Annotated in this window: 13 protein-coding genes, 1 tRNA gene and 4 pseudogenes; 4 read left to right on the forward strand and 14 right to left on the reverse strand. The window is 56.5% G+C overall.

Going from position 1 to position 20,897, the window contains the following annotated elements; all coding sequences use genetic code 11:
- The first annotated feature begins 129 nt into the window (after window positions 1-129).
- Entirely contained in the window at window positions 130-942 is an 813-nt protein-coding gene (locus LN050_04005; GenBank protein ID UFS57006.1) for a UDP-2,3-diacylglucosamine diphosphatase, read from the forward strand.
- An 82-nt stretch (window positions 943-1,024) separates the two neighbouring features.
- Here the strand turns inward: LN050_04005 and LN050_04010 are convergent.
- The 3 genes and pseudogenes from LN050_04010 to LN050_04020 all read right to left on the reverse strand — a co-directional run bounded on the left by LN050_04010 (window position 1,025) and on the right by LN050_04020 (window position 4,365).
- Window positions 1,025-1,101: transfer RNA gene (locus LN050_04010), tRNA-Val, on the reverse strand.
- 128 nt (window positions 1,102-1,229) lie between these two features.
- Window positions 1,230-3,409, reverse strand: a pseudogene (locus LN050_04015) (bifunctional (p)ppGpp synthetase/guanosine-3',5'-bis(diphosphate) 3'-pyrophosphohydrolase).
- Between the two features lie 98 nt (window positions 3,410-3,507).
- Window positions 3,508-4,365, reverse strand: a complete 858-nt coding sequence (locus LN050_04020) for an alpha/beta hydrolase (GenBank protein UFS57309.1) — start codon at window positions 4,363-4,365, stop codon at window positions 3,508-3,510.
- Between the two features lie 159 nt (window positions 4,366-4,524).
- Here LN050_04020 and LN050_04025 point away from each other — a divergent pair.
- Window positions 4,525-5,312 (forward strand): annotated as a pseudogene (locus LN050_04025) (3-hydroxybutyrate dehydrogenase).
- 29 nt (window positions 5,313-5,341) lie between these two features.
- Here LN050_04025 and LN050_04030 read toward each other — a convergent pair.
- From LN050_04030 to scpA, 6 genes are all read right to left on the reverse strand, one after another.
- A complete protein-coding gene (locus LN050_04030) occupies window positions 5,342-6,250 on the reverse strand; it encodes a hypothetical protein (GenBank protein UFS57007.1) in 909 nt (302 codons plus the stop codon).
- 192 nt (window positions 6,251-6,442) lie between these two features.
- Window positions 6,443-6,937 (reverse strand): VOC family protein, encoded by a 495-nt coding sequence (locus LN050_04035; protein ID UFS57008.1) that lies wholly within the window; start codon window positions 6,935-6,937, stop codon window positions 6,443-6,445.
- Between the two features lie 10 nt (window positions 6,938-6,947).
- Window positions 6,948-8,996: an acetyl/propionyl/methylcrotonyl-CoA carboxylase subunit alpha gene (locus tag LN050_04040; protein ID UFS57009.1), complete on the reverse strand. Its 2,049-nt coding sequence runs from the start codon at window positions 8,994-8,996 to the stop codon at window positions 6,948-6,950.
- Window positions 8,997-9,037: 41 nt separating this feature from the next.
- Entirely contained in the window at window positions 9,038-10,570 is a 1,533-nt protein-coding gene (locus LN050_04045; protein ID UFS57010.1) for an acyl-CoA carboxylase subunit beta, read from the reverse strand.
- Window positions 10,571-10,589: 19 nt separating this feature from the next.
- Entirely contained in the window at window positions 10,590-11,621 is a 1,032-nt protein-coding gene (gene meaB / locus LN050_04050) for a methylmalonyl Co-A mutase-associated GTPase MeaB (GenBank protein ID UFS57011.1), read from the reverse strand.
- A gap of 31 nt (window positions 11,622-11,652) precedes the next feature.
- Complete coding sequence (gene scpA, locus LN050_04055) at window positions 11,653-13,818, reverse strand: methylmalonyl-CoA mutase (GenBank protein ID UFS57012.1); 2,166 nt, start codon at window positions 13,816-13,818, stop codon at window positions 11,653-11,655.
- Between the two features lie 178 nt (window positions 13,819-13,996).
- Between scpA and LN050_04060 the strand changes: the two genes are divergently transcribed.
- Window positions 13,997-14,632, forward strand: coding sequence for a GntR family transcriptional regulator (locus LN050_04060; GenBank protein UFS57013.1), 636 nt, complete (start codon window positions 13,997-13,999; stop codon window positions 14,630-14,632).
- Between the two features lie 24 nt (window positions 14,633-14,656).
- On the opposite strand, the gene LN050_04065 is transcribed toward LN050_04060, so the two are convergent.
- From LN050_04065 to phaC, 5 genes and pseudogenes are all read right to left on the reverse strand, one after another.
- Window positions 14,657-15,481: a sulfurtransferase gene (locus tag LN050_04065; GenBank protein ID UFS57014.1), complete on the reverse strand. Its 825-nt coding sequence runs from the start codon at window positions 15,479-15,481 to the stop codon at window positions 14,657-14,659.
- An 84-nt stretch (window positions 15,482-15,565) separates the two neighbouring features.
- Window positions 15,566-16,564: a tRNA dihydrouridine(20/20a) synthase DusA gene (dusA, locus tag LN050_04070; protein ID UFS57310.1), complete on the reverse strand. Its 999-nt coding sequence runs from the start codon at window positions 16,562-16,564 to the stop codon at window positions 15,566-15,568.
- A 155-nt stretch (window positions 16,565-16,719) separates the two neighbouring features.
- A pseudogene (gene phbB, locus LN050_04075) lies at window positions 16,720-17,453 on the reverse strand (acetoacetyl-CoA reductase).
- A 38-nt stretch (window positions 17,454-17,491) separates the two neighbouring features.
- Window positions 17,492-18,673, reverse strand: coding sequence for an acetyl-CoA C-acetyltransferase (locus tag LN050_04080; protein ID UFS57015.1), 1,182 nt, complete (start codon window positions 18,671-18,673; stop codon window positions 17,492-17,494).
- Window positions 18,674-18,735: 62 nt separating this feature from the next.
- Complete coding sequence (phaC, locus tag LN050_04085) at window positions 18,736-20,385, reverse strand: class I poly(R)-hydroxyalkanoic acid synthase (GenBank protein UFS57311.1); 1,650 nt, start codon at window positions 20,383-20,385, stop codon at window positions 18,736-18,738.
- 321 nt (window positions 20,386-20,706) lie between these two features.
- Between phaC and LN050_04090 the strand changes: the two are divergent.
- Window positions 20,707-20,895 (forward strand): annotated as a pseudogene (locus LN050_04090) (hypothetical protein).
- Window positions 20,896-20,897 lie beyond the last annotated feature (2 nt).

Below are 20,897 nucleotides of genomic sequence, written 5' to 3' on the forward strand. Positions count from 1 at the left end.
TCTTTGGTGACGTTTTTGTGAAACTTGTATGACGTTGCATCTGTGCGTCAGTCCTGCCGCATATCTGTCACAAAAGCTTGCAACCATCTGCTAGTCAATCACTGAGACTTCGCAACATCTTCAAGCACCATGACAACCATCACACACCACAGAGCCTTGTTCATCTCAGACATTCACCTGGGCACAAAGGGATGCCAAGCCGAGGCGTTGCTGGAATTTTTTAAACACAATGAAGCCGACTATTTGTACCTGGTTGGAGACATCATTGACGGCTGGCAGCTGCGCAAACGTTGGTACTGGCCACAGGCACACAACGATGTGGTTCAAAAAATTTTGCGCAAGGCACGCAAAGGTTGCAAAGTAACCTTTGTGCCCGGCAACCACGATGAATTCATGCGCCCATTTGTGGAGCACAACTTTGGCGATATCGCCATTGAAAAAGAAGCCGTGCACACCAAAGCGGACGGACAAAAATTACTGGTCATTCATGGCGACGAGTTTGACGGTGTCATACAGTGTGCCAAGTGGCTGGCCTATACAGGTGACACCTTGTATACCTTCTCGCTAAGCGTAAACCGCTGGCTCAACCGCCTGCGTCGTCGCTTGGGCATGCCTTACTGGTCGCTATCAGCTTACCTAAAGCTGCGCGTTAAAAAAGCCGTAAGCTACGTCACAAGCTTTGAAATTGCTGTGGCCCAAGAGGCCGGCAAGAGAGGCTTTCAGGGCGTTGTATGCGGACACATACACCACGCAGAAATACGCGACATAGACGGCTTGACCTACTGCAACGATGGTGATTGGGTTGAAAGCCTCAGCGCATTGGCAGAAGACCACAACGGCACATTGAGCCTGATTCGCTGGGAAGACCGCTTGCTGCCCCAAGAAACGGGTAGCCAGCAAATCAGCATGGACGAGGCGCTGGCAAGCGTCAAATCGGCTTAGCCACTCTGGCAGCCACAACTGCCAGGCAATAAAAAACCCCAGTAGCACTTGGCTTATGCCAAGCAATACTGGGGTTTGTGTGTGGTAGGCGGTACTAGATTCGAACTAGCGACCCCCACCATGTCAAGGTGGTGCTCTAACCAACTGAGCTAACCGCCTGCGCTGTATTTAGCGTAGCCCCAAATTATAGCAGTAGCCAAAGCTGTCTGTTGAATAGGCGCACATATTTATGGAACAAAAACTGGGCCCACGCTCATTTAAGCAATACGCCAACGCAATTCTTGCCACTAATGCCTCTTGGCACTGCGCACGCCACTGACATCGGCCAGCAAACCCAAGACCTTGTTCAAGCGCTTGGCATCTGAAATTTGCACGGTAAACGTCATTTGCGCCAAGCCTTTGGGGGAATGGGTGTTCACGCCTATGACATTCATTTTTTCACGGGCAAACACATCGGATATGTCGCGCAGCAAGCCAGATCTGTCCTGTGCCTCAATGCGCACATCAACAGGGTACAGCGCGACCTCACCGACTTTTTGTCCGCCCCAAGTCACCTCGATAATGCGGTCGCCGTGTGTGCGGGTGAGGTGTAAAAAATCAGCGCAGTTGGCGCGGTGAATGCTCACGCCCCGCCCCTTGGTCACAAAACCACCTATGGCGTCTGGCGGTGCAGGCCTGCAGCACTTTGCCATTTGCGTCAGCAATGAGTCCACGCCCACCACCAACACACCGCCGCGTGCCGGCTTGTTGGCGGCTTTATCTGCATTGGTCTTGGCCAGCAGTTTTTCGTCAAACTCAGGCTCTGGTTCAGCTGGACGCAGCTGAGCTTCAATGGCGCGCAAAGAGAACTCGTCTTTGCCAACCACTTCAAACAACTGGGCAGCACTATCAAAGCCCAACTGCTGGGCCAAGTCTTCCAGCTTGGTGGCGGTCTTGCCTTCACGTTGCAGCGTTTTTTCCACCAACTCGCGGCCTTTGGCCACGTTCTCGGCTGCGGCAAGCGCGTTGAACCACGCCCGCACCTTGCTGCGAGACCGTGAGCTGACCAAATAGCCGTTGTTGGGGTTGAGCCAATCGCGTGATGGCCCACCTTCCTTGACGGTGACCACTTCTACGGTTTGGCCGTTTTGCAACGCGGTGGTCAGCGGCACCATGGCTCCATCCACCCGCGCACCCCGGCAGCGGTGGCCTACATTGGTGTGCACCGCGTAGGCAAAGTCTATGGGTGTGGCGCCTTTGGGCAGTTCCACTACTGCGGCGTTGGGGGTCAGTACGTAAATGCGGTCGTCAAACAAGCCACTGGCAGCGCCACTCATGTCGCGCTCCCAAGCCAGCAGCTGGCGCAGCACTGCAATTTTGCCGTCGTAGCAGAGCTGGCGCTCACACCGGAGTAGCCTTTGGTCCCTGCCTCCTTGTAAGCCCAGTGTGCGGCCACACCGCTCTCAGCATGCTCGTGCATACCACTAGAACGAATTTGAATCTCCATGGTCAAGCCGTCAGCATCGCGCACAACAGTGTGAAGCGACTGGTAACCATTGGGCTTGGGCTTGGCAATGTAGTCGTCAAACTCTTCCAAAATGGGCACGTATTGCTGATGCACATACGCCAAGGCGGTGTAGCAAGCGTCCACGTCTGGCACGACGATGCGCAAGGCGCGGATGTCAAACACATGATCAAAATCCAGCGACTTGCCGCGCATTTTTTTGACAATGCTGTGAATGTGTTTGGGTCGCCCCGAGACCTGCGCATCGACACCTTGCTTTCGCAAAGCGGTCTGCACATGTTGCACAGCGGCGGCCATGTACACCTCACGCTCGCCGCGTTTTTCATCCAGCAAACGCGCAATTTGTTTGTAGGTTACAGGCTCTAAAAAGCGAAAGGCCAGGTCTTCCACTTCCCACTTGATCTGCCAAATACCCAAGCGGTTGGCCAGGGGGGCAAACACATTTAAAGCCTCTTGCGCCACCGAAAAATCTGGCGTGGTTTTGCTTGCCGCGTAGTAGCGCAGTGTTTGCAAACGCGATGCCAGGCGCAACATCACCACACGTAAGTCGCGAGAAAACGCCAGCAGCATTTTGCGCACGTTTTCAGTTTGGTTGAGCGCCAAGCTTGTGGCCAACTCGCTGGTGGGCGTGATCGCCTTGCCCACCAAAGCACCCGGTGTTTGCAGTCGCGCCTGGCGCTGCAGATGAATCAGCTTGTTGACCTCAACGGCCAGGTCTGCGTAGCTGTCACCAAAGGCGCGCGCAATCACCTCGCGCGGGCGCTGCAAGTGGGCGCACGCGTACACCAAATAGGCTGCGGCTTGCATGGCCTCAGAGCCGCCAATGGTGCGCAAAATAGCCGCTACCGCGCTGGCGTGGGCAAGTACGTTCTCGCCAGAAGCCATTGTCTCGTTGGCCAGCAAAGGCTGTGCAAAACTGCGCGCGCGCACGAGTGCGTCGTCGCCGGCTTGCTCAAATGCCATGTCAGCCGCCGACACAATGGCCGCGCTGGCTACTTGACCACCGTGGTCTGCGTGGCCTACCTGCTCTGTAAGGCCTTTGGATGAGCCCTTGGCAACGCTCATTCGCACTCCAACAAAAAGTTACGCACGACCGTTTGTTGGTCTGGCGCAATCAAGGTGGGTGCATGACCCACGCCCTCGAATACGTGCAGTGTGGCTTTAGGTCCACGCTGGCACATGGCTTGCGCAGTTTGTGCGCTGAGCAGGTCAGAACTGGCGCCGCGCAGCAGCAATGTGGGCGCGCGTATAGCGTCATAGGCGGCCCACAACGCGGCCTCACCTTGCTCTACCAAGGCCTGCGCGCCCGGCGCAGACAAGCTCTCAAACGCTTTGGCAATACTGGGGTCGTAGTGCAGCACAAACTGACCGTCGCGCTGCACCACCATGGGTTTTGACAGCGCCAGCCACTGCTCTGGCGTGTGTGGGCCAAAACCACTGGATAGTGCCCACATGGCGTCGGCTGCCGCCTGAACAGACTCAAATGGCTTGGATTTACCCACGTACTGCCCAATACGCGCCAGGCCCTCAAAGCTCAGTGCTGGTCCTACATCGTTGAGTACCAGCTTGCGAATGGGCAAGGCCAACACACCGTCTGGCAACGACGACACCGCCATGCCAATGAGTCCCCCCATGCTTGTGCCTACCCAGTCCAGGGTGGCAATGCCATGCTGCGCTTTGAGTTGTGCAATCAAGCCCATGTGGTCGCCCGCATAAGTCGGCACGCCGTACAGCGAGGCGTCAGCCAGCCAGTCGCTTTGGCCACGCCCCACCACGTCGGTACACACCACGGTGACGTGTTGTGCCAGGTCTTGCGCCAACGCATCAAAGTCGCGCCCTTGACGCGTAAGGCCGTGCACACAAAGCACTGCGTGCTGCGGGTTGGCGCACTGCGGGCTTTGCCACAACCAATAGGCCATGCGATGCGTCTCGGCCCGCAGAGATGCCGCTGGCAAGTTGTCTACATACAGTAATGTGGGTGTCAGCGACATACCAAGTCCATGGAGATAATAAGTGGCAGCAGCAGCGAATGTTTCGATGCAGTCCTTATTCACATCGTACTGGAATAGACGTACCCCATGACCAACAACACGCAATCTTTGGTGGGCAAAACAGCCCTAGTGACAGGCTCAACCAGCGGTATTGGCCTGGGTATTGCAAAAAAGCTGGCGGCTCAGGGCGCCAACATCATGCTCAACGGGTTTGGCGAGTACCAAGCCGCCCATGACGAGATTGCCGCCATGGGCGTGCAAGTCGACTACCACGGTGCAGACATGAGCAAACCCGATGAAATCGAAGCGCTGATGGCAGCTACCGCCAAACGCTTTGGTCGTTGCGATGTGTTGGTCAACAACGCCGGCATCAGCACGTCGCTACCGTGCAAGACTTCCCTGCCGAGCGTTGGGATGCGGTGATTGCCATCAACTTGAGCAGCGCTTTTCACACCAGCCGTCTGGCGTTACCCGCCATGCAGCAGGCCAACTGGGGACGCATCATCAACATTGCATCGGTACATGGTTTGGTGGGCTCCGCTCAAAAGTCAGCCTATGTGGCGGCCAAGCACGGCATTGTGGGCTTGACCAAAGTCACGGCGCTTGAAAACGCCACCACTGGCGTGACCTGCAATGCGATTTGCCCAGGCTGGGTGCTCACGCCGCTGGTACAAAAGCAGGTTGACGCACGCGCCCAATCGCTGGGTATCTCCAACGAAGAGGCCAAGCGTAGTTTGCTGGCTGAAAAAGAACCGTCTATGCAGTTCACCACGCCAGAAGAATTGGGCGACCTGGCCGTATTTTTGTGCGGACCAGCTAGCAACAACATCCGTGGCGTGGCATGGCAAATGGACGGCGGTTGGTCGGCTCAGTAAGCCCAAGCCGCCCCACCTGCGCGCGCTGTTCAAGCGTGCGCGTCTGTCGCCTGCGTGGCAACTGGTGCTGTGTGTTCGCCAAGCACACGGTCTCTTGCCATTTGACGCAGCAAATGGCGCTCGCCAGTGGTCAAAGGCCTGTGCAGCGCATCCCGGCCAGCGGCCAACAAGCTGCGGTCAATTTCTTGTGGCAAGCCACGAGACTGCGGCACCAGTTCCTTTAAGTCATCACGCTCATAGCTATCAGACTTATCCCACCACGCATCCACCACCGCCTGCATGGTGACGCGCGCGTCACCTGCAGGCTGGGCGTGGTCCACACGGCTTTGACTGTGGCTATGCGAGCGGCCCTCGCCCATGGCAGCACTCAGCTCAGAGCTGGTAACAACCACACGTCTATCGGCTGCACGCAACAAGCGCGACCAGTCCGGGTCAGACTGCTGCAGCTTGTAAAACTGGTGCACGCTTTCGTCGCACAGCAAGTGCACACGCACACCACGCAAACGCGCAGCGTCAATCGCACCAATCAAGCGCTCGTCATCAGACGCAATCAATACATGCACGCAGGCGTTATTGGTGCTAAGCGCCTCTAAATCGCGCAACATGGCGGCCAAGACAGGGCCGCCCTCGTCTGCCATATCAGCAGCCACCAAACGCAAACACTGATCATCTACCAGCGCATTGTCGTCAAGCTCTGAATACCAGTAAGTGCGCACCAACTGGGCGTACACACCCGCTGCGGGCAACGCCTGTGACAACAAAGCAGACACTGCATTACGGTTGTAATTCGCCTTGCCACTGCCCGCACCGGTTAGCCAGGCTAAAAAGCGCGCGTCCACCAAGGCCACGCAAGTGGGCAGCGTATGACGGGGCTGCTGGTGGCTGCCAAAAGAATTGTGCGCGCGCGGCGTGCGTGGGGAATTGTTATGGGTGTCCATGGCAGCTAAGGGGTAAAAATAATGGCAACCGAGGCAGACACGGTTGCAGGGGGATGGCACTTTAAAAAGAGTTATAGCTGGTTAGTGTAGCCAAATCAGTGCCGCAGCGCATGAAGGGCGCATGTTATGCCGGCGACTCAGCGCTGCATCCCAACACTGCCCTGACCGGCGCGCCTGCGCTTTTTCAGCGCGCTAGCTGGGGTTTGCGGCCAAGGCTGCAAACGCCTGCACCACCGTTTGCGGCGCTTGCACCAGTTCTATCAACACCCCTTCACCCGCTATGGGATATTCCTCGTTGGCTTTGGGGTGCAAGAAACAGATATCAAACCCAGCTGCACCTGGGCGTATGCCGCCTGGTGCAAAGCGAACGCCCTGGGCTGTCAGCCACTCAACGGCCTTGGGCAAGTCGTCAATCCACAAGCCAACGTGGTTGAGGGCTGTGGCGTGCACTGCAGGTTTTTTATGAGGGTCAATGGGCTGCATGAGGTCCACCTCAACTTTGAAGGCGCCTGCGCCCATGGCGCATATGTCCTCGTCAACGTTTTCACGCTCACTTTGAAAATTGCCCGTCACCTCAAGACCCAGCATATCCACCCACAAGGTGCGCAGCTTGGCCTTGTCCAGGGCGCCAATGGCGATCTGCTGAATACCAAGTACCTTAAACGGGCGGGGCTGCGCGGAGGTCATAACTGTGGCCTTATTCAAACTCGACAATGGATTGGTCAACAACCAGCGACTCGCCCACAGCGGCCACCACCTTGCTCACCACGCCATCGGCAGCAGCAAACAAGACGTTCTCCATCTTCATGGCCTCGATCACGGCAACGCGCTCACCAGCTTGTACTTTTTGCCCCACCTTAACGGCCACGTCTATCAACAAACCGGGCATGGGTGACAACACGTATTTGCTTAAGTCTGGCGGCGCCTTGAACGGCATCATGGCGTGCAACTCAGCCATACGCGGCGACACCACCATGACTTCAATTTTGGTGCCGTTGTGCTGTACCACCAACGCCAGCGGGTTGCGCTTACTGCCTCGGTCCACTTGAGCGGTAAACGCCAGCTCATTGCAAAAGCCAGTAATAAGGCCATCGCTGATGCGCGAATCGGAGCTCATGGCATAGGTTTTGCCGTCAATCGTGACTTGGGCCACACCCAACTCACCCGTTACTTCATCTACGTGCACAGGCACTGTGCGATGCTTGCCCGCGCTATCTAAAACGATGGCTGCGTAGTCGCTGCCGACGTCAACACCGTAGCCTGGCAGCTGGCCAGTGAGGTGCGAGGTGCGCTCACGCGACTTGCGGCGCACAAAGGCCGCCACAGCCACTAAAAAGTTGGGGTCGTCGTGCGGCACGTCTTCGGCTTTAAAGCCATGGGCGTAGTGTTCAGCAATAAAGCCGGTGTTGAAGTCACCGCTTACGAACTTCCTGTGTGCAAGCAAAGCCGACTGAAACGGGATGTTGCTGCTGACACCACGAATGACAAAACCATTGAGTGCCTCGCGCATTTTTTCAATCGCATCGGCTCTGTCAACGCCGTGCACGATGAGTTTGGCAATCATGGAGTCGTAGTACATGGGGATTTCTCCGCCATCAAACACACCCGTATCTACACGCACGCCCAGCTTGGCTTGCGTGTCGCTTTGCCACATGGTTTGCGCAGGCGGCGAAAATTTCACCAAGCGGCCAGTGCTGGGCAAAAAGTTGCGGAAAGGGTCTTCCGCATTGATGCGGCACTCAATGGCCCAGCCGTCGCGCTTGACATCGGCTTGCGTAATGGGCAAGGGCTCACCTGCTGCCACACGAATCATCAGCTCTACCAAGTCCAGGCCAGTAATGCACTCGGTCACCGGGTGCTCTACTTGCAAGCGGGTATTCATTTCAAGAAAGTAAAAGTCCTGATCTTTACCAACCACAAACTCCACGGTGCCAGCGCTTTGATAGTCCACCGCTTTGGCCAGGGCCACGGCCTGCTCGCCCATGGCCTTGCGCGTGGCGTCGTTGATAAAAGGCGACGGCGCTTCCTCAATGACTTTTTGATGACGGCGCTGTATAGAGCACTCGCGCTCATTCAGATAAACCACATTGCCCTGCGAGTCACCCACCACCTGAATCTCGATATGGCGCGGCTCTTGTACAAATTTTTCAATGAAAATGCGGTCGTCGCCAAAGCTGTTACGCGCCTCATTTTGGCAAGCCGTAAAGCCCTCCAAGGCTTCCTTGTCATTAAAGGCCACGCGCAAACCCTTGCCACCGCCGCCAGCACTGGCTTTGATCATCACGGGATAGCCAATATCTTTGGCAATTTCAACCGCGCGCTCGGGTGACTCAATGGCATCGTTCCAACCAGGAATGGTGTTTACACCTGCCGCCATGGCTAATTTTTTGGACGCAATCTTGTCACCCATGGCAGCAATGGCGTGGTGTTTAGGCCCAATAAAGGCAATGCCCTGCTCTTCTACCGCTTTTGAAAACGCCTCGTTCTCACTCAAGAAACCATAGCCTGGGTGCACGGCCTGTGCGCCTGTGTCTTGACAGGCCTTGATGATCACATCGGCCAACAGGTAGCTCTCACGGCTGGGCGGCGTGCCAATGCGCACGGCCTCATCTGCCATTTGCACGTGGCGCGCATCTTTGTCGGCGTCTGAGTACACCGCCACGGTGGCAATGCCCATTTTTTTGGCCGTTGCAATCACGCGGCACGCAATTTCGCCGCGGTTGGCGATCAAGATTTTGGTAAACATATTGTTCTTCTCCGAATAGGTTGACGTGGCAGCGCTTGGGCTTACAGCGGAATGTTGCCGTGCTTGCGCCAAGGGTTTTCAACCTTCTTGTCCTTGAGCATGACCAGGCTGCGGCAAATGCGCTTGCGCGTGTTGTGCGGCAGTATCACGTCGTCTATGTAGCCACGGCTTGCGGCTACAAACGGGTTGGCAAAGCGGGCTTTGTACTCGGCCTCTTTGGCCGCGAGCTTGTCTGGATCGCCTTTGTCTTCGCGGAAGATAATTTCAACGGCGCCCTTGGCCCCCATCACAGCAATCTCAGCGTTGGGCCAGGCAAAGTTCACATCACCACGCAAATGCTTGGATGCCATCACGTCGTAGGCGCCGCCGTAGGCCTTGCGGGTGATAACGGTGATTTTGGGCACCGTGGCTTCAGCATAGGCGTACAACAACTTGGCGCCGTGCTTGATGATGCCGCCAAACTCCTGGCTGGTGCCTGGCATAAAGCCTGGCACGTCTACAAAGGTGAGCAAGGGGATATTAAATGCATCACAGAAGCGCACAAAACGCGCCGCCTTGATAGAGCTCTTGATGTCTAGGCAACCCGCCAACACCAACGGTTGGTTGGCCACCACGCCAACGGTTTGGCCGTCCATGCGCGCAAAACCAATGATGATGTTGGCGGCGTAGTCTGGCTGCAATTCAAAGAAGTCGCCATCGTCCACCACCTTGGTGATGAGCTCCAGCATGTCGTAGGCTTTGTTGGGGTTGTCTGGCACCAGGGTGTCCAGGCTTTCAATTTGGCGGTCGGCGGGGTCTCCGCTGGGGCGCACTGGCGCTTTCTCGCGGTTGGACAACGGCAGGTAGTTGTACAGGCGGCGCAGCATTAACAACGCTTCCACGTCGTTCTCAAAGGCCATATCGGCCACGCCGCTTTTGGTGGTGTGCGTCAGCGCACCGCCCAGCTCTTCAGCCGTTACGGTTTCGTGGGTGACGGTCTTAACCACCTCTGGGCCCGTTACAAACATGTATGAGCTGTCTTTCACCATAAAGATGAAGTCGGTCATGGCGGGGCTGTACACCGCACCACCAGCTGATGGGCCCATGATCATGGAGATTTGCGGCACCACACCGCTGGCCATGGCGTTGCGCTGAAACACCTCGGCGTAGCCACCCAATGAGGCCACACCCTCTTGAATACGTGCGCCGCCCGAGTCGTTTAGGCCAATCACGGGCGCGCCTACCTTCATGGCCTGGTCCATGATTTTGCAAATTTTCTCGGCATGCGCCTCAGACAAGGCACCACCAAACACGGTGAAGTCCTGGCTGTACACAAACACCAAGCGCCCGTTGATCATGCCGTAGCCAGTGACCACGCCATCGCCTGGGATTTTGTTGTCCTGCATGCCAAAGTCTGTGCAGCGGTGCTCTACAAACATGTCCCATTCTTCAAAGGTGCCCGCATCCAGCAACACCTCAAGGCGCTCACGCGCGGTGAGTTTGCCTTTGCCGTGTTGCGCAGCAATGCGCTTTTCGCCGCCACCTTGGCGTGCAGATTCGCGTGCGCGTTCTAGTTGTTCAACAATGGTTTGCATGTTGTGACTTCCTTTTTTGTCAAAGTTCGTTGCTGTTTGTGGCTGCGTGTGCGCTGGACGCGGCTGCCAATAATTGTCTGGCTGCCACCGACGCAGGCACTGTGCCTTGCAATACGGCGGCCGTTAAGCCGTCAAGTTGTGCGCCCACATTGGGATGGGTTTTAAAAGCCTGCACCAAGCCACTTTGTATGCGCTCCCACATCCACGCCTTGGCCTGGGTCGCGCGGCGTCTTGCAAAGCGCCCGCCAAGCGTTTGCTTGTTTTTAAAGTCCTGCACATGCGCCCAAAAGTCTGCTATGCCTGTGCCCAATAGTGCACTTAGTTGCATCACTGTGGCGTGCCACTGTTGCTCATTGTGGTGCACATTGTCAGGGTTGCCGTGCAGGCCAAACAAACGCAAGGCGCTGCTGATTTGTGCCTCAGCGCGCGTGGCTGCATTGGCATCAATGTCGGCCTTGTTGATGACCACCAAGTCGGCCAACTCCATCACGCCTTTTTTAATGGCTTGCAAATCATCACCCGCATTGGGCAGCTGCAACAGCACAAACATATCGGTCATGCTGGCCACAGCCGTCTCACTTTGGCCAACGCCCACTGTTTCGACAATCACCACGTCGTAGCCTGCGGCCTCACACACCAACATGGCTTCGCGGGTTTTTTCGGTTACACCGCCTAGCGTGCCACTGGACGGACTGGGCCTGATGAAAGCCTGCCCATGCACAGACAAGTGCTCCATACGGGTTTTGTCCCCCAGGATGCTGCCACCAGACACGGTAGACGAGGGGTCAATGGCCAGCACTGCCACGCGGTGACCTTGCGCAATAAGGTGCAGGCCAAGCGCTTCAATGAATGTACTTTTACCAACACCCGGCACACCACTCAAGCCAATGCGCATGGCCTTGCCTGTATGCGGCAACAAGCTGGTGAGCAAGTCGTCAGCCACCAACCTGTGGTCGGCGCGTGTGGACTCCAGCAGCGTAATAGCCTTGGCCATGGCGCGGCGCTGCGCCATAGGCTCGCCGCTCACAATGGTGCTTAACAACGCAGTCATAGACAGATGGATTTGCTAGCTTGCCCAGTGCTTAGGCCACAGCGCGTTTGATGTTCTCAAGCACGTCTTTGGCGCTGGCCGGTATAGGCGTGCCCGGGCCATAAATACCTTTAACGCCGGCCTCGTACAGCATGTCGTAGTCTTTGCGCGGTATCACGCCGCCCACAAACACAATGATGTCATCAGCGCCCTGGCGCTTGAGCTCTTCAATAATGGCGGGCACCAGTGTCTTGTGGCCCGCTGCCAGCGTGGACACACCCAATGCGTGCACGTCGTTTTCGATGGCTTGACGCGCACATTCTTCGGGGGTTTGAAACAGTGGACCCATGTCCACGTCAAAACCCAGGTCAGCAAAGGCTGTGGCCACCACTTTGGCGCCACGGTCATGGCCGTCTTGGCCCAGCTTGGCGATCATCACGCGGGGGCGACGGCCATGGTCTATGCCGAATTGGTTGATCTCGGCTTTCAGCGCATCCCAGCCCTCGGCTGAATCGTAAGCAGCAGCGTACACACCCGTCACCTTTTGCGTATCCGCACGGTGGCGGCCATAAACTTCCTCTAACGCATCGCTCACCTCGCCCACGGTGGCGCGCAAGCGCATGGCATCAATGGCCAAAGCCAACAAGTTGCCCTCACCAGTGTCTGCCGCCTGGGTGAGTGCTTTTAAGGCGTTGGCAACGGCAGCGCTGTCGCGCTTGGCCCTGATGACCTTGAGTTGCGCAATTTGTTGGTCGCGCACTTTCACGTTGTCAATGTCTAGCGTATCGACTGCATCTTCCTTGGCCAGCTTGTATTTGTTCACGCCCACAATAACGTCTTTGCCAGAGTCAATGCGCGCTTGCTTCTCAGCCGCACTGGCCTCAATTTTGAGCTTGGCCCAGCCGCTGTCCACGGCTTGCGTCATACCGCCCATGGCGTTGACTTCTTCAATAATGGCCCAAGCCTTGTCAGCCATTTCTTGCGTGAGCGACTCCATCATGTAAGAGCCTGCCCACGGGTCAACCACGTTGGTGATGTGCGTCTCTTCTTGAATGATGAGCTGCGTGTTGCGTGCGATGCGCGAACTAAACTCTGTAGGCAGTGCAATGGCCTCGTCAAAACTGTTGGTGTGCAAGCTTTGCGTGCCCCCAAACACTGCGGCCATGGCCTCAACCGTGGTACGCACCACGTTGTTGTAGGGGTCTTGTTCAGTGAGTGACCAGCCAGATGTCTGGCTATGTGTGCGCAACATGAGGCTTTTGGGGTTGGTGGCACCAAAGCCTTGCATGATGCGGCACCACAACAAGCGCGCCGCGCGCATCTTGGCAATCTCCAGGTAGAAGTTCATACCCACCGCCCAGAAGAAGCTCAGACGCGGCGCAAAGTCGTCTACGTTCAAGCCCTTGGCCACCGCCGTCTTCACGTACTCCGCGCCGTCTGCCAGGGTAAACGCCATTTCCAGCGCTTGGTTGGCGCCGGCCTCTTGCATGTGGTAGCCAGAAATAGAGATGGAGTTAAAACGCGGCATATGCGTTGCCGTGTGCGCAATGATGTCGCCAATGATGCGCATACTGGGCTTGGGCGGGTAAATATAGGTGTTGCGCACCATGAATTCTTTGAGAATGTCATTTTGTATGGTGCCAGACAGCTGGTCTTGCGACACGCCCTGCTCTTCAGCCGCCACCACGTAGCCGGCCAACACCGGCAACACCGCGCCGTTCATGGTCATGGACACGCTGACTTGGCCTAGGTCTATGCCGTCAAACAACACTTTCATGTCTTCGACGCTGTCTATGGCTACGCCGGCTTTGCCCACATCGCCAGTGACGCGTGGGTGGTCGCTGTCGTAGCCACGGTGCGTAGCCAAGTCAAAGGCCACGCTCACACCTTGACCGCCCGCAGCCAGGGCTTTCTTGTAAAAAGCGTTGGACTCTGCAGCCGTAGAAAAACCTGCGTATTGACGGATGGTCCACGGACGTACGGCGTACATGGTGGCCTGAGGGCCACGCACAAACGGGGCAAAGCCAGGCAATGTATCGGCATAGGCCAAGTTCTGCACGTCAGCTGCGGTGTACAAAGGCTTGACCTCAATACCCTCTGGCGTTGTCCAGTTCAAACTGTGCAACGGCTTGCCCTTTAATGACTTGGCTGCAGCGGCTTTCCAGTCGTCAATAGAGACGGCTTTAAATTCAGGCATAGGGGCGGTGGACTTGGTCATGATGGCACTGCTAATGTGTAGGTGATGGCATGGCAACAAGCTCACATTGTGGCCTGAAAACTATTGCCGAATGCAACAGCCATGATTCTATATGATTCATAATTATTGATGCAAAATTAAGATTGGTGTAAGATTGGGCGGCACCTTGCCCTCTGATATCGCCATTTTTTCGCTCCCTATGTCCGCACTTGCCCTCAAACAACGCGCCCTCTACCTAGACGTAGCGGAGTTGCTGCGTCAGCGCATTTACAACCGCGAACTGGAGCCAGGCGCCTGGATAGACGAACTGCGTATTGCTGAAGAGCTGGGTATTAGCCGAACGCCGCTGCGCGAGGCGCTCAAAGTGTTGGCCAGTGAGGGCATAGTCACCATGAAGGTGCGCCGCGGCGCTTACGTCACAGAGGTGTCTGTGCAGGACTTGCGTCAAGTCTACGAACTGCTGGCCTTGCTAGAAAGCGACGCAGCAAGTGTGGTGGCCAACACGGCTGATGCTACAGCCAAGGCTGAACTCACGGCCTTGCACGCCCAGTTGGGCAAAGCCACAAAGGACACTAGACGGTTTTTTGAAATCAACGAGCAATTTCACATGCGCATATTGGAGCTGGCCGACAACCGCTGGCGCATACAGGTGGTGAACGACTTGCGCAAAGTCATGAAGGTCAACCGGCACACCTCGCTGTTCAAAGCGGGCCGGGTACAAGCGTCGCTGCAAGAGCACCAGGCTGTATTAAAAGCAATTTGCGCTGGCGACGTTGACGGCGCAGCCGCTGCCATGCGCACGCACTTCAACAACGGCTTGGCAGCAGCGCAATAAACGCCTGCGTGCTGCGACAAAAGCTTAGGCAGCCGCCTTGTTCTTATTCGCGGCTTCCCAACGTGCCTTCTTTGCGTCCCAATCAGGGTCTTCGTATACGCGGGCGCTGTCATAGGCCGACTTGGGCTGCAAATCTGGCGACAAAGCTTCTCGCCCATCAAACACAAAACAGTCACCGGTGTAATGCGCACCGCCAACATCTTCAAAGTATTGAAGAATGCCGCCCTCCAGCTGCAGCACGTTGTCCAGCCCCATCTCGCGCATGAGAATGGCGCCCTTTTCGCAACGAATACCTCCAGTACAAAAGCTCACAACGGTTTTATCGTGCAGCTCAGCGCGGTGCTGCTCAACCGCAGCTGGGAACTCAGTGAATTTGGTGATACGCCAATCAATAGCGCCGGCAAAGGTGCCGTAATCGACCTCAAAGGCGTTGCGCGTATCCAGCATCACCACTGGCCTACCATTGTCATCATGGCCCTGGTCTAACCACCGCTTGAGATCTGCGGGCTCAACACCAGGCGCACGCCCGGCTGCTGGCTGAATGGCCGGGTGGTTCATGCGGATGATCTCGTTTTTCAGCTTCACCAAAAAACGCCTAAACGGCTGCCGTTCACTCCAGCTTTCTTTCCAGTACAGATCTGCAAATCGGTCATCTGCCTTGAGCTGCTCAAGAAAACCGCGCAACAGATCGGGCTCACCCGCCAAAAACATATTGATGCCCTCTGGCGACAGCAAAATGGTGCCGCGCAACTGGGCCTTCTGGGCACGCGCCGTGAGCGTGTCGCGCAAGTCTTCACGGTCCACAATGTCCACGAACTTGTAACTGGCGATATTGAGTATGTTTTTCACGGTGGCAATTTTAAAATGTATTTACTAAACGGCGTATGTTGACGCAATTGCCTCAAGAAAGCCTTGAGGCACGTCAAACAACTCCTAACAATACGGCTGCTGTTGCAGCTCTGGTCTGGTAGCGCCCCGTGGTGGCGACTGCGGCTCCATGCCCACAAACTCTTGCGCCATGGCCCACACCTCGCGCGGTGGCAGTGGCTTTAGCTTGTGGTTGCTCCACACTTGCCGCCAGTAACGCGAACCACGCAAGCCGTGGCGCAAACCCAGCATATGCCGGGCAATGGCGTACCAAGGACAGCCATCCTCTCGGGCGGCTCGCTCCATGTAGTCCACCATGGCCAGTTCGACATCCTCGCGGCTTAGGCCTTTGTCAGGCTGCCCAAAAAACTCGCTGTCCCAGGTGCTCATGAGCCACGGGTTGTAGTAGGCCTCTCTGCCCAGCATCACACCGTCAACCGTGGCCAGGTGCTGGTGCATTTGCTCAGACGTGGTGATGCCGCCGTTAATAGCAATGGTCAGATGCGGAAAGTCTTTTTTAAGCTGGGACACCAACTCGTAACGCAGCGGGGGCACTTCGCGGTTTTGTTTGGGTGACAGACCTTGCAGCCACGCGTTGCGCGCGTGCACGGTAAACACCTCGCAGCCGGCCAGCGCCACCGTGCCCACAAAGTCGCGCACAAAGTCGTAGCTTTGCTCGTGGTCAATACCAATGCGATGTTTGACCGTAACCGGCACATCCACCGCATCGACCATGGCTTTGACACAATCGGCCACCAGCTGCGGTGTGGCCATCAGGCATGCGCCAAAGGCGCCGCGTTGCACCCTATCACTGGGGCAACCGCAATTCAAATTGACTTCGTCATAGCCCCACTGTTGGCCTAGCTTGGCCGCTAGCGCCAAATCTGCCGGGTCACTGCCACCCAACTGCAGCGCCACCGGGTGCTCCTCGGCGTTGAAACGCAAGTGCCGCCCCACATCGCCATGCGTCACCGCGCCAGTCGTCACCATCTCGGTATACAGCAACGTGTGCTGTGACAGCAGGCGATGAAAATAGCGGCAATGCCTGTCCGTCCAGTCCATCATGGGAGCCACACTGACGCGCCAGGGACTGTGTGTGTGCGAGACGGCGATGCTGGTTTTGGGAGTTAGGCGAGACATGGCAGCATTATCTCAGCCAACACAAAACCCTCACCAGCCAGCTGCCAGTGAGGGGAATGCGCTAACGCACAGAAAGCCAATCAGCCAATATGCAAGCCACCATTTACAGAGAAGTCAGCGCCTGTTGAGTAGCCAGACTCTTCACCCGCCAGCCACGACACCATAGAGGCGATCTCGGAGGGCCTACCCAGGCGCTTCACGGGTACGGTACCCACGATTTTCTCCAACACGTCTGGGCGAATGGCGTTAACCATGTCGGTACCGATATAGCCTGGGCTCACTGTGTTGACCGTCACGCCTTTGGTGGCCATTTCTTGGGCCAATGCCATGGTGAAGCCGTGCATGCCCGCTTTGGCAGCCGAGTAGTTGGTTTGACCGGCTTGGCCTTTTTGGCCGTTCACAGACGAAATCTGAATGATGCGGCCAAAGCCTTGCTCAACCATGTCGGCAACCACCTGCTTTGTTACGTTAAACATGGACGTCAGGTTGGTGGCAATGACCGCATTCCAGTCTTCCAGCGTCATTTTTAAAAACATGCGGTCACGCGTGATGCCTGCGTTGTTCACCAGCACAGAGATGGGGCCATGCTCGGCCTTGGCTTTGGCAAAGGCCTCTACCGTTGAGTCCCATTCAGCCACGTTGCCGGCGGACGCATGAAAGGTGTAGCCCAGTTTTGCTCGTCTAACCACTTGGTGTAGTCACGGGTTGGGCCGCAACCTGCCACCACGGTAAAACCATCATCGTGCAGGCGCTGGCAAATGGCGGTTCCAATGCCTCCCATACCACCGGTTACGTACGCTACTTTTTTACTCATGCTTGTCTCCTGTTGTTAACTGATAAATACGAAACGAATCAAACGCGCTCAACGGCCAATGACACACCCATGCCGCCGCCAATACACAATGCGGCCAAGCCTTTCTTGTGGTCTTCACGCTGCATCTCGTGCAGCAAAGTCACCAAAATGCGGCAGCCGCTCGCACCGATGGGGTGACCAATTGCAATGGCGCCACCGTTGGGGTTGACCTTGGCTGGGTCAATCTCCAGGGCTTTATTGACGGCACAAGCCTGGGCTGCAAACGCTTCGTTGAGCTCAAACACATCTACATCGCCCACTTCCCAGCCGGCTTTGGCCAGGGCTTTGCGTGAAGCAGGCACTGGGCCCATGCCCATGGTGGCGGGGTCTAGGCCACTGGTTGCAAAACCTGCAATACGCGCCAAAGGCTTTAGGCCCAGCGATGCGGCTTTCTCAGCGCTCATGACCATGACGGCTGCGGCACCGTCGTTGATGCCTGATGCGTTACCCGCCGTTACAGTACCCGCCTTGTCAAACGCTGGGCGCAGGCCAGCCAGGCTGTTGGCGTCTGTTTTGCGGTTGATGAACTCGTCGGTGTCAAACACAATGGGGTCCCCTTTGCGCTGGGGGATGCTCACCGGCACGATTTCATCTTTGAACTTGCCAGCGTCCTGGGCGGCACGCGCCTTGGTTTGGCTGGCCAAGGCCAAGGCGTCTTGAGCCTCGCGCGAAATATCGCTTTCTTTGGCCACGTTTTCAGCAGTAATGCCCATGTGGTATTGGTTATAAACGTCCCACAGGCCGTCCACGATCATGGTGTCCACCATTTTCCAGTCGCCCATGCGCTGGCCGTCACGGGAGCCGCGCAACACGTGCGGGCTGGCACTCATGTTCTCCTGGCCGCCAGCAATCACAATATCGCTGTCACCCCAAGCCACGGCCTGCGCCGCGAGCATCACAGCCTTGAGTCCTGAGCCACACACGGCGTTGATGGTCAGCGCTGGCACCTCTTTGGGCAAGCCTGCTTTCAACGTGGCTTGACGCGCTGGGTTTTGACCCACGCCAGCAGTAAGCACTTGGCCCATGATGACTTCACCGATTTGCTCAGGCGCCACACCAGTGCGACGCATCAAATCCTTGATGACCGCGGCGCCCAACTCGGTGGCGGGCACACCAGCCAGTGAGCCACCAAACTTGCCCACGGCTGTGCGGGCGGCGGCAACGATAACAACGTCTTTCATGTGTTGGTCCTTTTTAAACAATAAGAAAATAAGAAGTGAACAGTCTGTCAGTGCTTTGGTAGCTACACGCTTGTGGGTTGCTTGGCTTTTACCTTGACGTAGCGCCCTGGCGCTGGCTCTATGGCCTTGTAGCGGCCACGCTTGCCATAGCTGTTGGGTGCGGCTATTTGCTTGCCCGCCTTGGCTTGAAGCCACTGCGACCAGTCTGTCCACCAGCTGCCCTTGTGCTCTGTGGCTTTGGCTATCCAGTCTTGCACATCAGTAGGGAATGTCTTGTCAGAGCCTATCCAGTGACTGCGCTTGCCTTTTGAGGGCGGGTTAATCACCCCCGCAATATGGCCCGAAGCCCCCATCACAAAGCGCTTGGGCCCAGCCCAGTGCTGTGTGGTGGCATATGCGCCGCCAATCGGCACGATGTGATCTTCACGTGAGCCGTAAATGTAGGCGGGCACTTTGACTTGCCTAAAGTCAATAGACTCGCCACACACAATGGTGGACTTGGGATTGACCAACCGGTTCTCTAGATAGGTGTTGCGCAAGTACCAAGCGTAAAAAGGACCTGGCAAATTGGTGGCGTCGCCGTTCCAGTACAGCAGGTCAAACGGCGGGGGCGACTCACCCTTCAGGTAGTTGCCCACTACATAATTCCACACCAAGTCGTTGGGGCGCAAAAACGAGAAGGTTGTGGCCAAGTCAGCGCCAGGCAGCAAGCCGCCCTTCACAAACTGGAACTCGCGCATTTTGACAAACGCCTCGTCAATAAACACGTCCAGCACGCCTGTATCTGAAAAATCCAGCAAGGTGGTGAGCAGCGTGACGCTATTGACTGGCTTCTCGCCGCGGGCAGCCAACACAGCCATGGCGGTGCTCAAAATGGTGCCGCCTACGCAAAAACCCAAGGCGTTGATGGTGGGTGCACCCGTAATGTCTTGCACCGTATTGATGGCCTTGATGGCTGCATCTTCAATGTAATCGTCCCATGTGGCGTTGCTCAACGACTCATCCGGGTTGCGCCAGCTCACCACAAAGGTGCGGTGGCCCTGCTCTACGGCGTAGCGAATCAGGGAGTTTGCTGGCTGCAAATCTAAAATGTAAAACTTGTTGATGCACGGCGGCACCAGCAAAAACGGGCGCTCGTACACCTTGGCCGTGAGCGGCTTGTACTCAATAAGCTGGAACAGCTCGTTCTCAAACACCACTGCGCCTTCGCTGGTGGCCACGTTTTTCCCCACCTCAAACACCGACTCGTCGGTCATGGACACATGACCTTGGCGCATATCGGCCATGAGGTTTTGCATGCCCTTGGCAATGCTTTCGCCTTTGGTCTCAATGGCCAGGCGCTGGGCTTCTGCGTTGAAGGCCATGAAATTGCTTGGCGCGCTGGCGTCTATCCACTGCTGCACATAAAAGCGCACCTTGGCCTTGACCTTCTCTGTGCCCACCACTGCATCAGCCATGCCCAACAAGACTCGCGCATTGATCAGGTAGGTGGCCGCGGCTTGCTTGGCAGCCACGTTGCTTTGCCAGTCTGCTGCTGAAAAGCGCTTGTCGCGCTGCATGCTGTCCAGCTGGCCGTCACGGGCCAAAGCCAGCAAGTCTTGCTGGTATTGGTGTTGTACGCTCACCAAAGCGACGGGGTCTATGGTGGGTAACGCGTCCAGGCTGGTGTCTTTGCCAAATGCGTCTTGCAAATACGCCATGGCAGCACCCATATCAGCCCATGGCGCTTGACCACCCGCTGCTGATGGGGTCATGTTGGGCATACCCGCCATACCCATTTGCGCCATCGCAGCAAACGGGTTGCCAGCTGTGTTGGCCTCAGCTGAACCAGCTGCACCGGCGGCATTGGCCATCTGAGTCCATTGCTGCACCAGGGTTTGTTGCCACTGATTGGCCATCTCCAACCATTTCGCCTGAGAATCCATGGTGCCTCCACACTCGCTCAATAGTATTTACCAACCACTGTCACCGCTTACGAATGTACGCTTGCGTTCTTCCAAAATGCTGACAACCCATTTTTTATTTGAATCCGCATGTACATCATTATTATTGCTTGGATGTATGTCGCCGTCATGATGGCGGTGGCCGAAGCCACTCACGCACAAGGATCAGTCCTGGGCGCTATTGTCACCTTTTTGCTCTATGGGTTACTACCTATGGCCATCGTCTTGTACATCATGCGTACACCTGCTAGGAAAGAAGCAAGGCGGCGTGCAGAGCAACA

The sequence above is a fragment of the Comamonadaceae bacterium M7527 genome (assembly GCA_021044545.1).
Taxonomy (GTDB): domain Bacteria; phylum Pseudomonadota; class Gammaproteobacteria; order Burkholderiales; family Burkholderiaceae_C; genus RS62.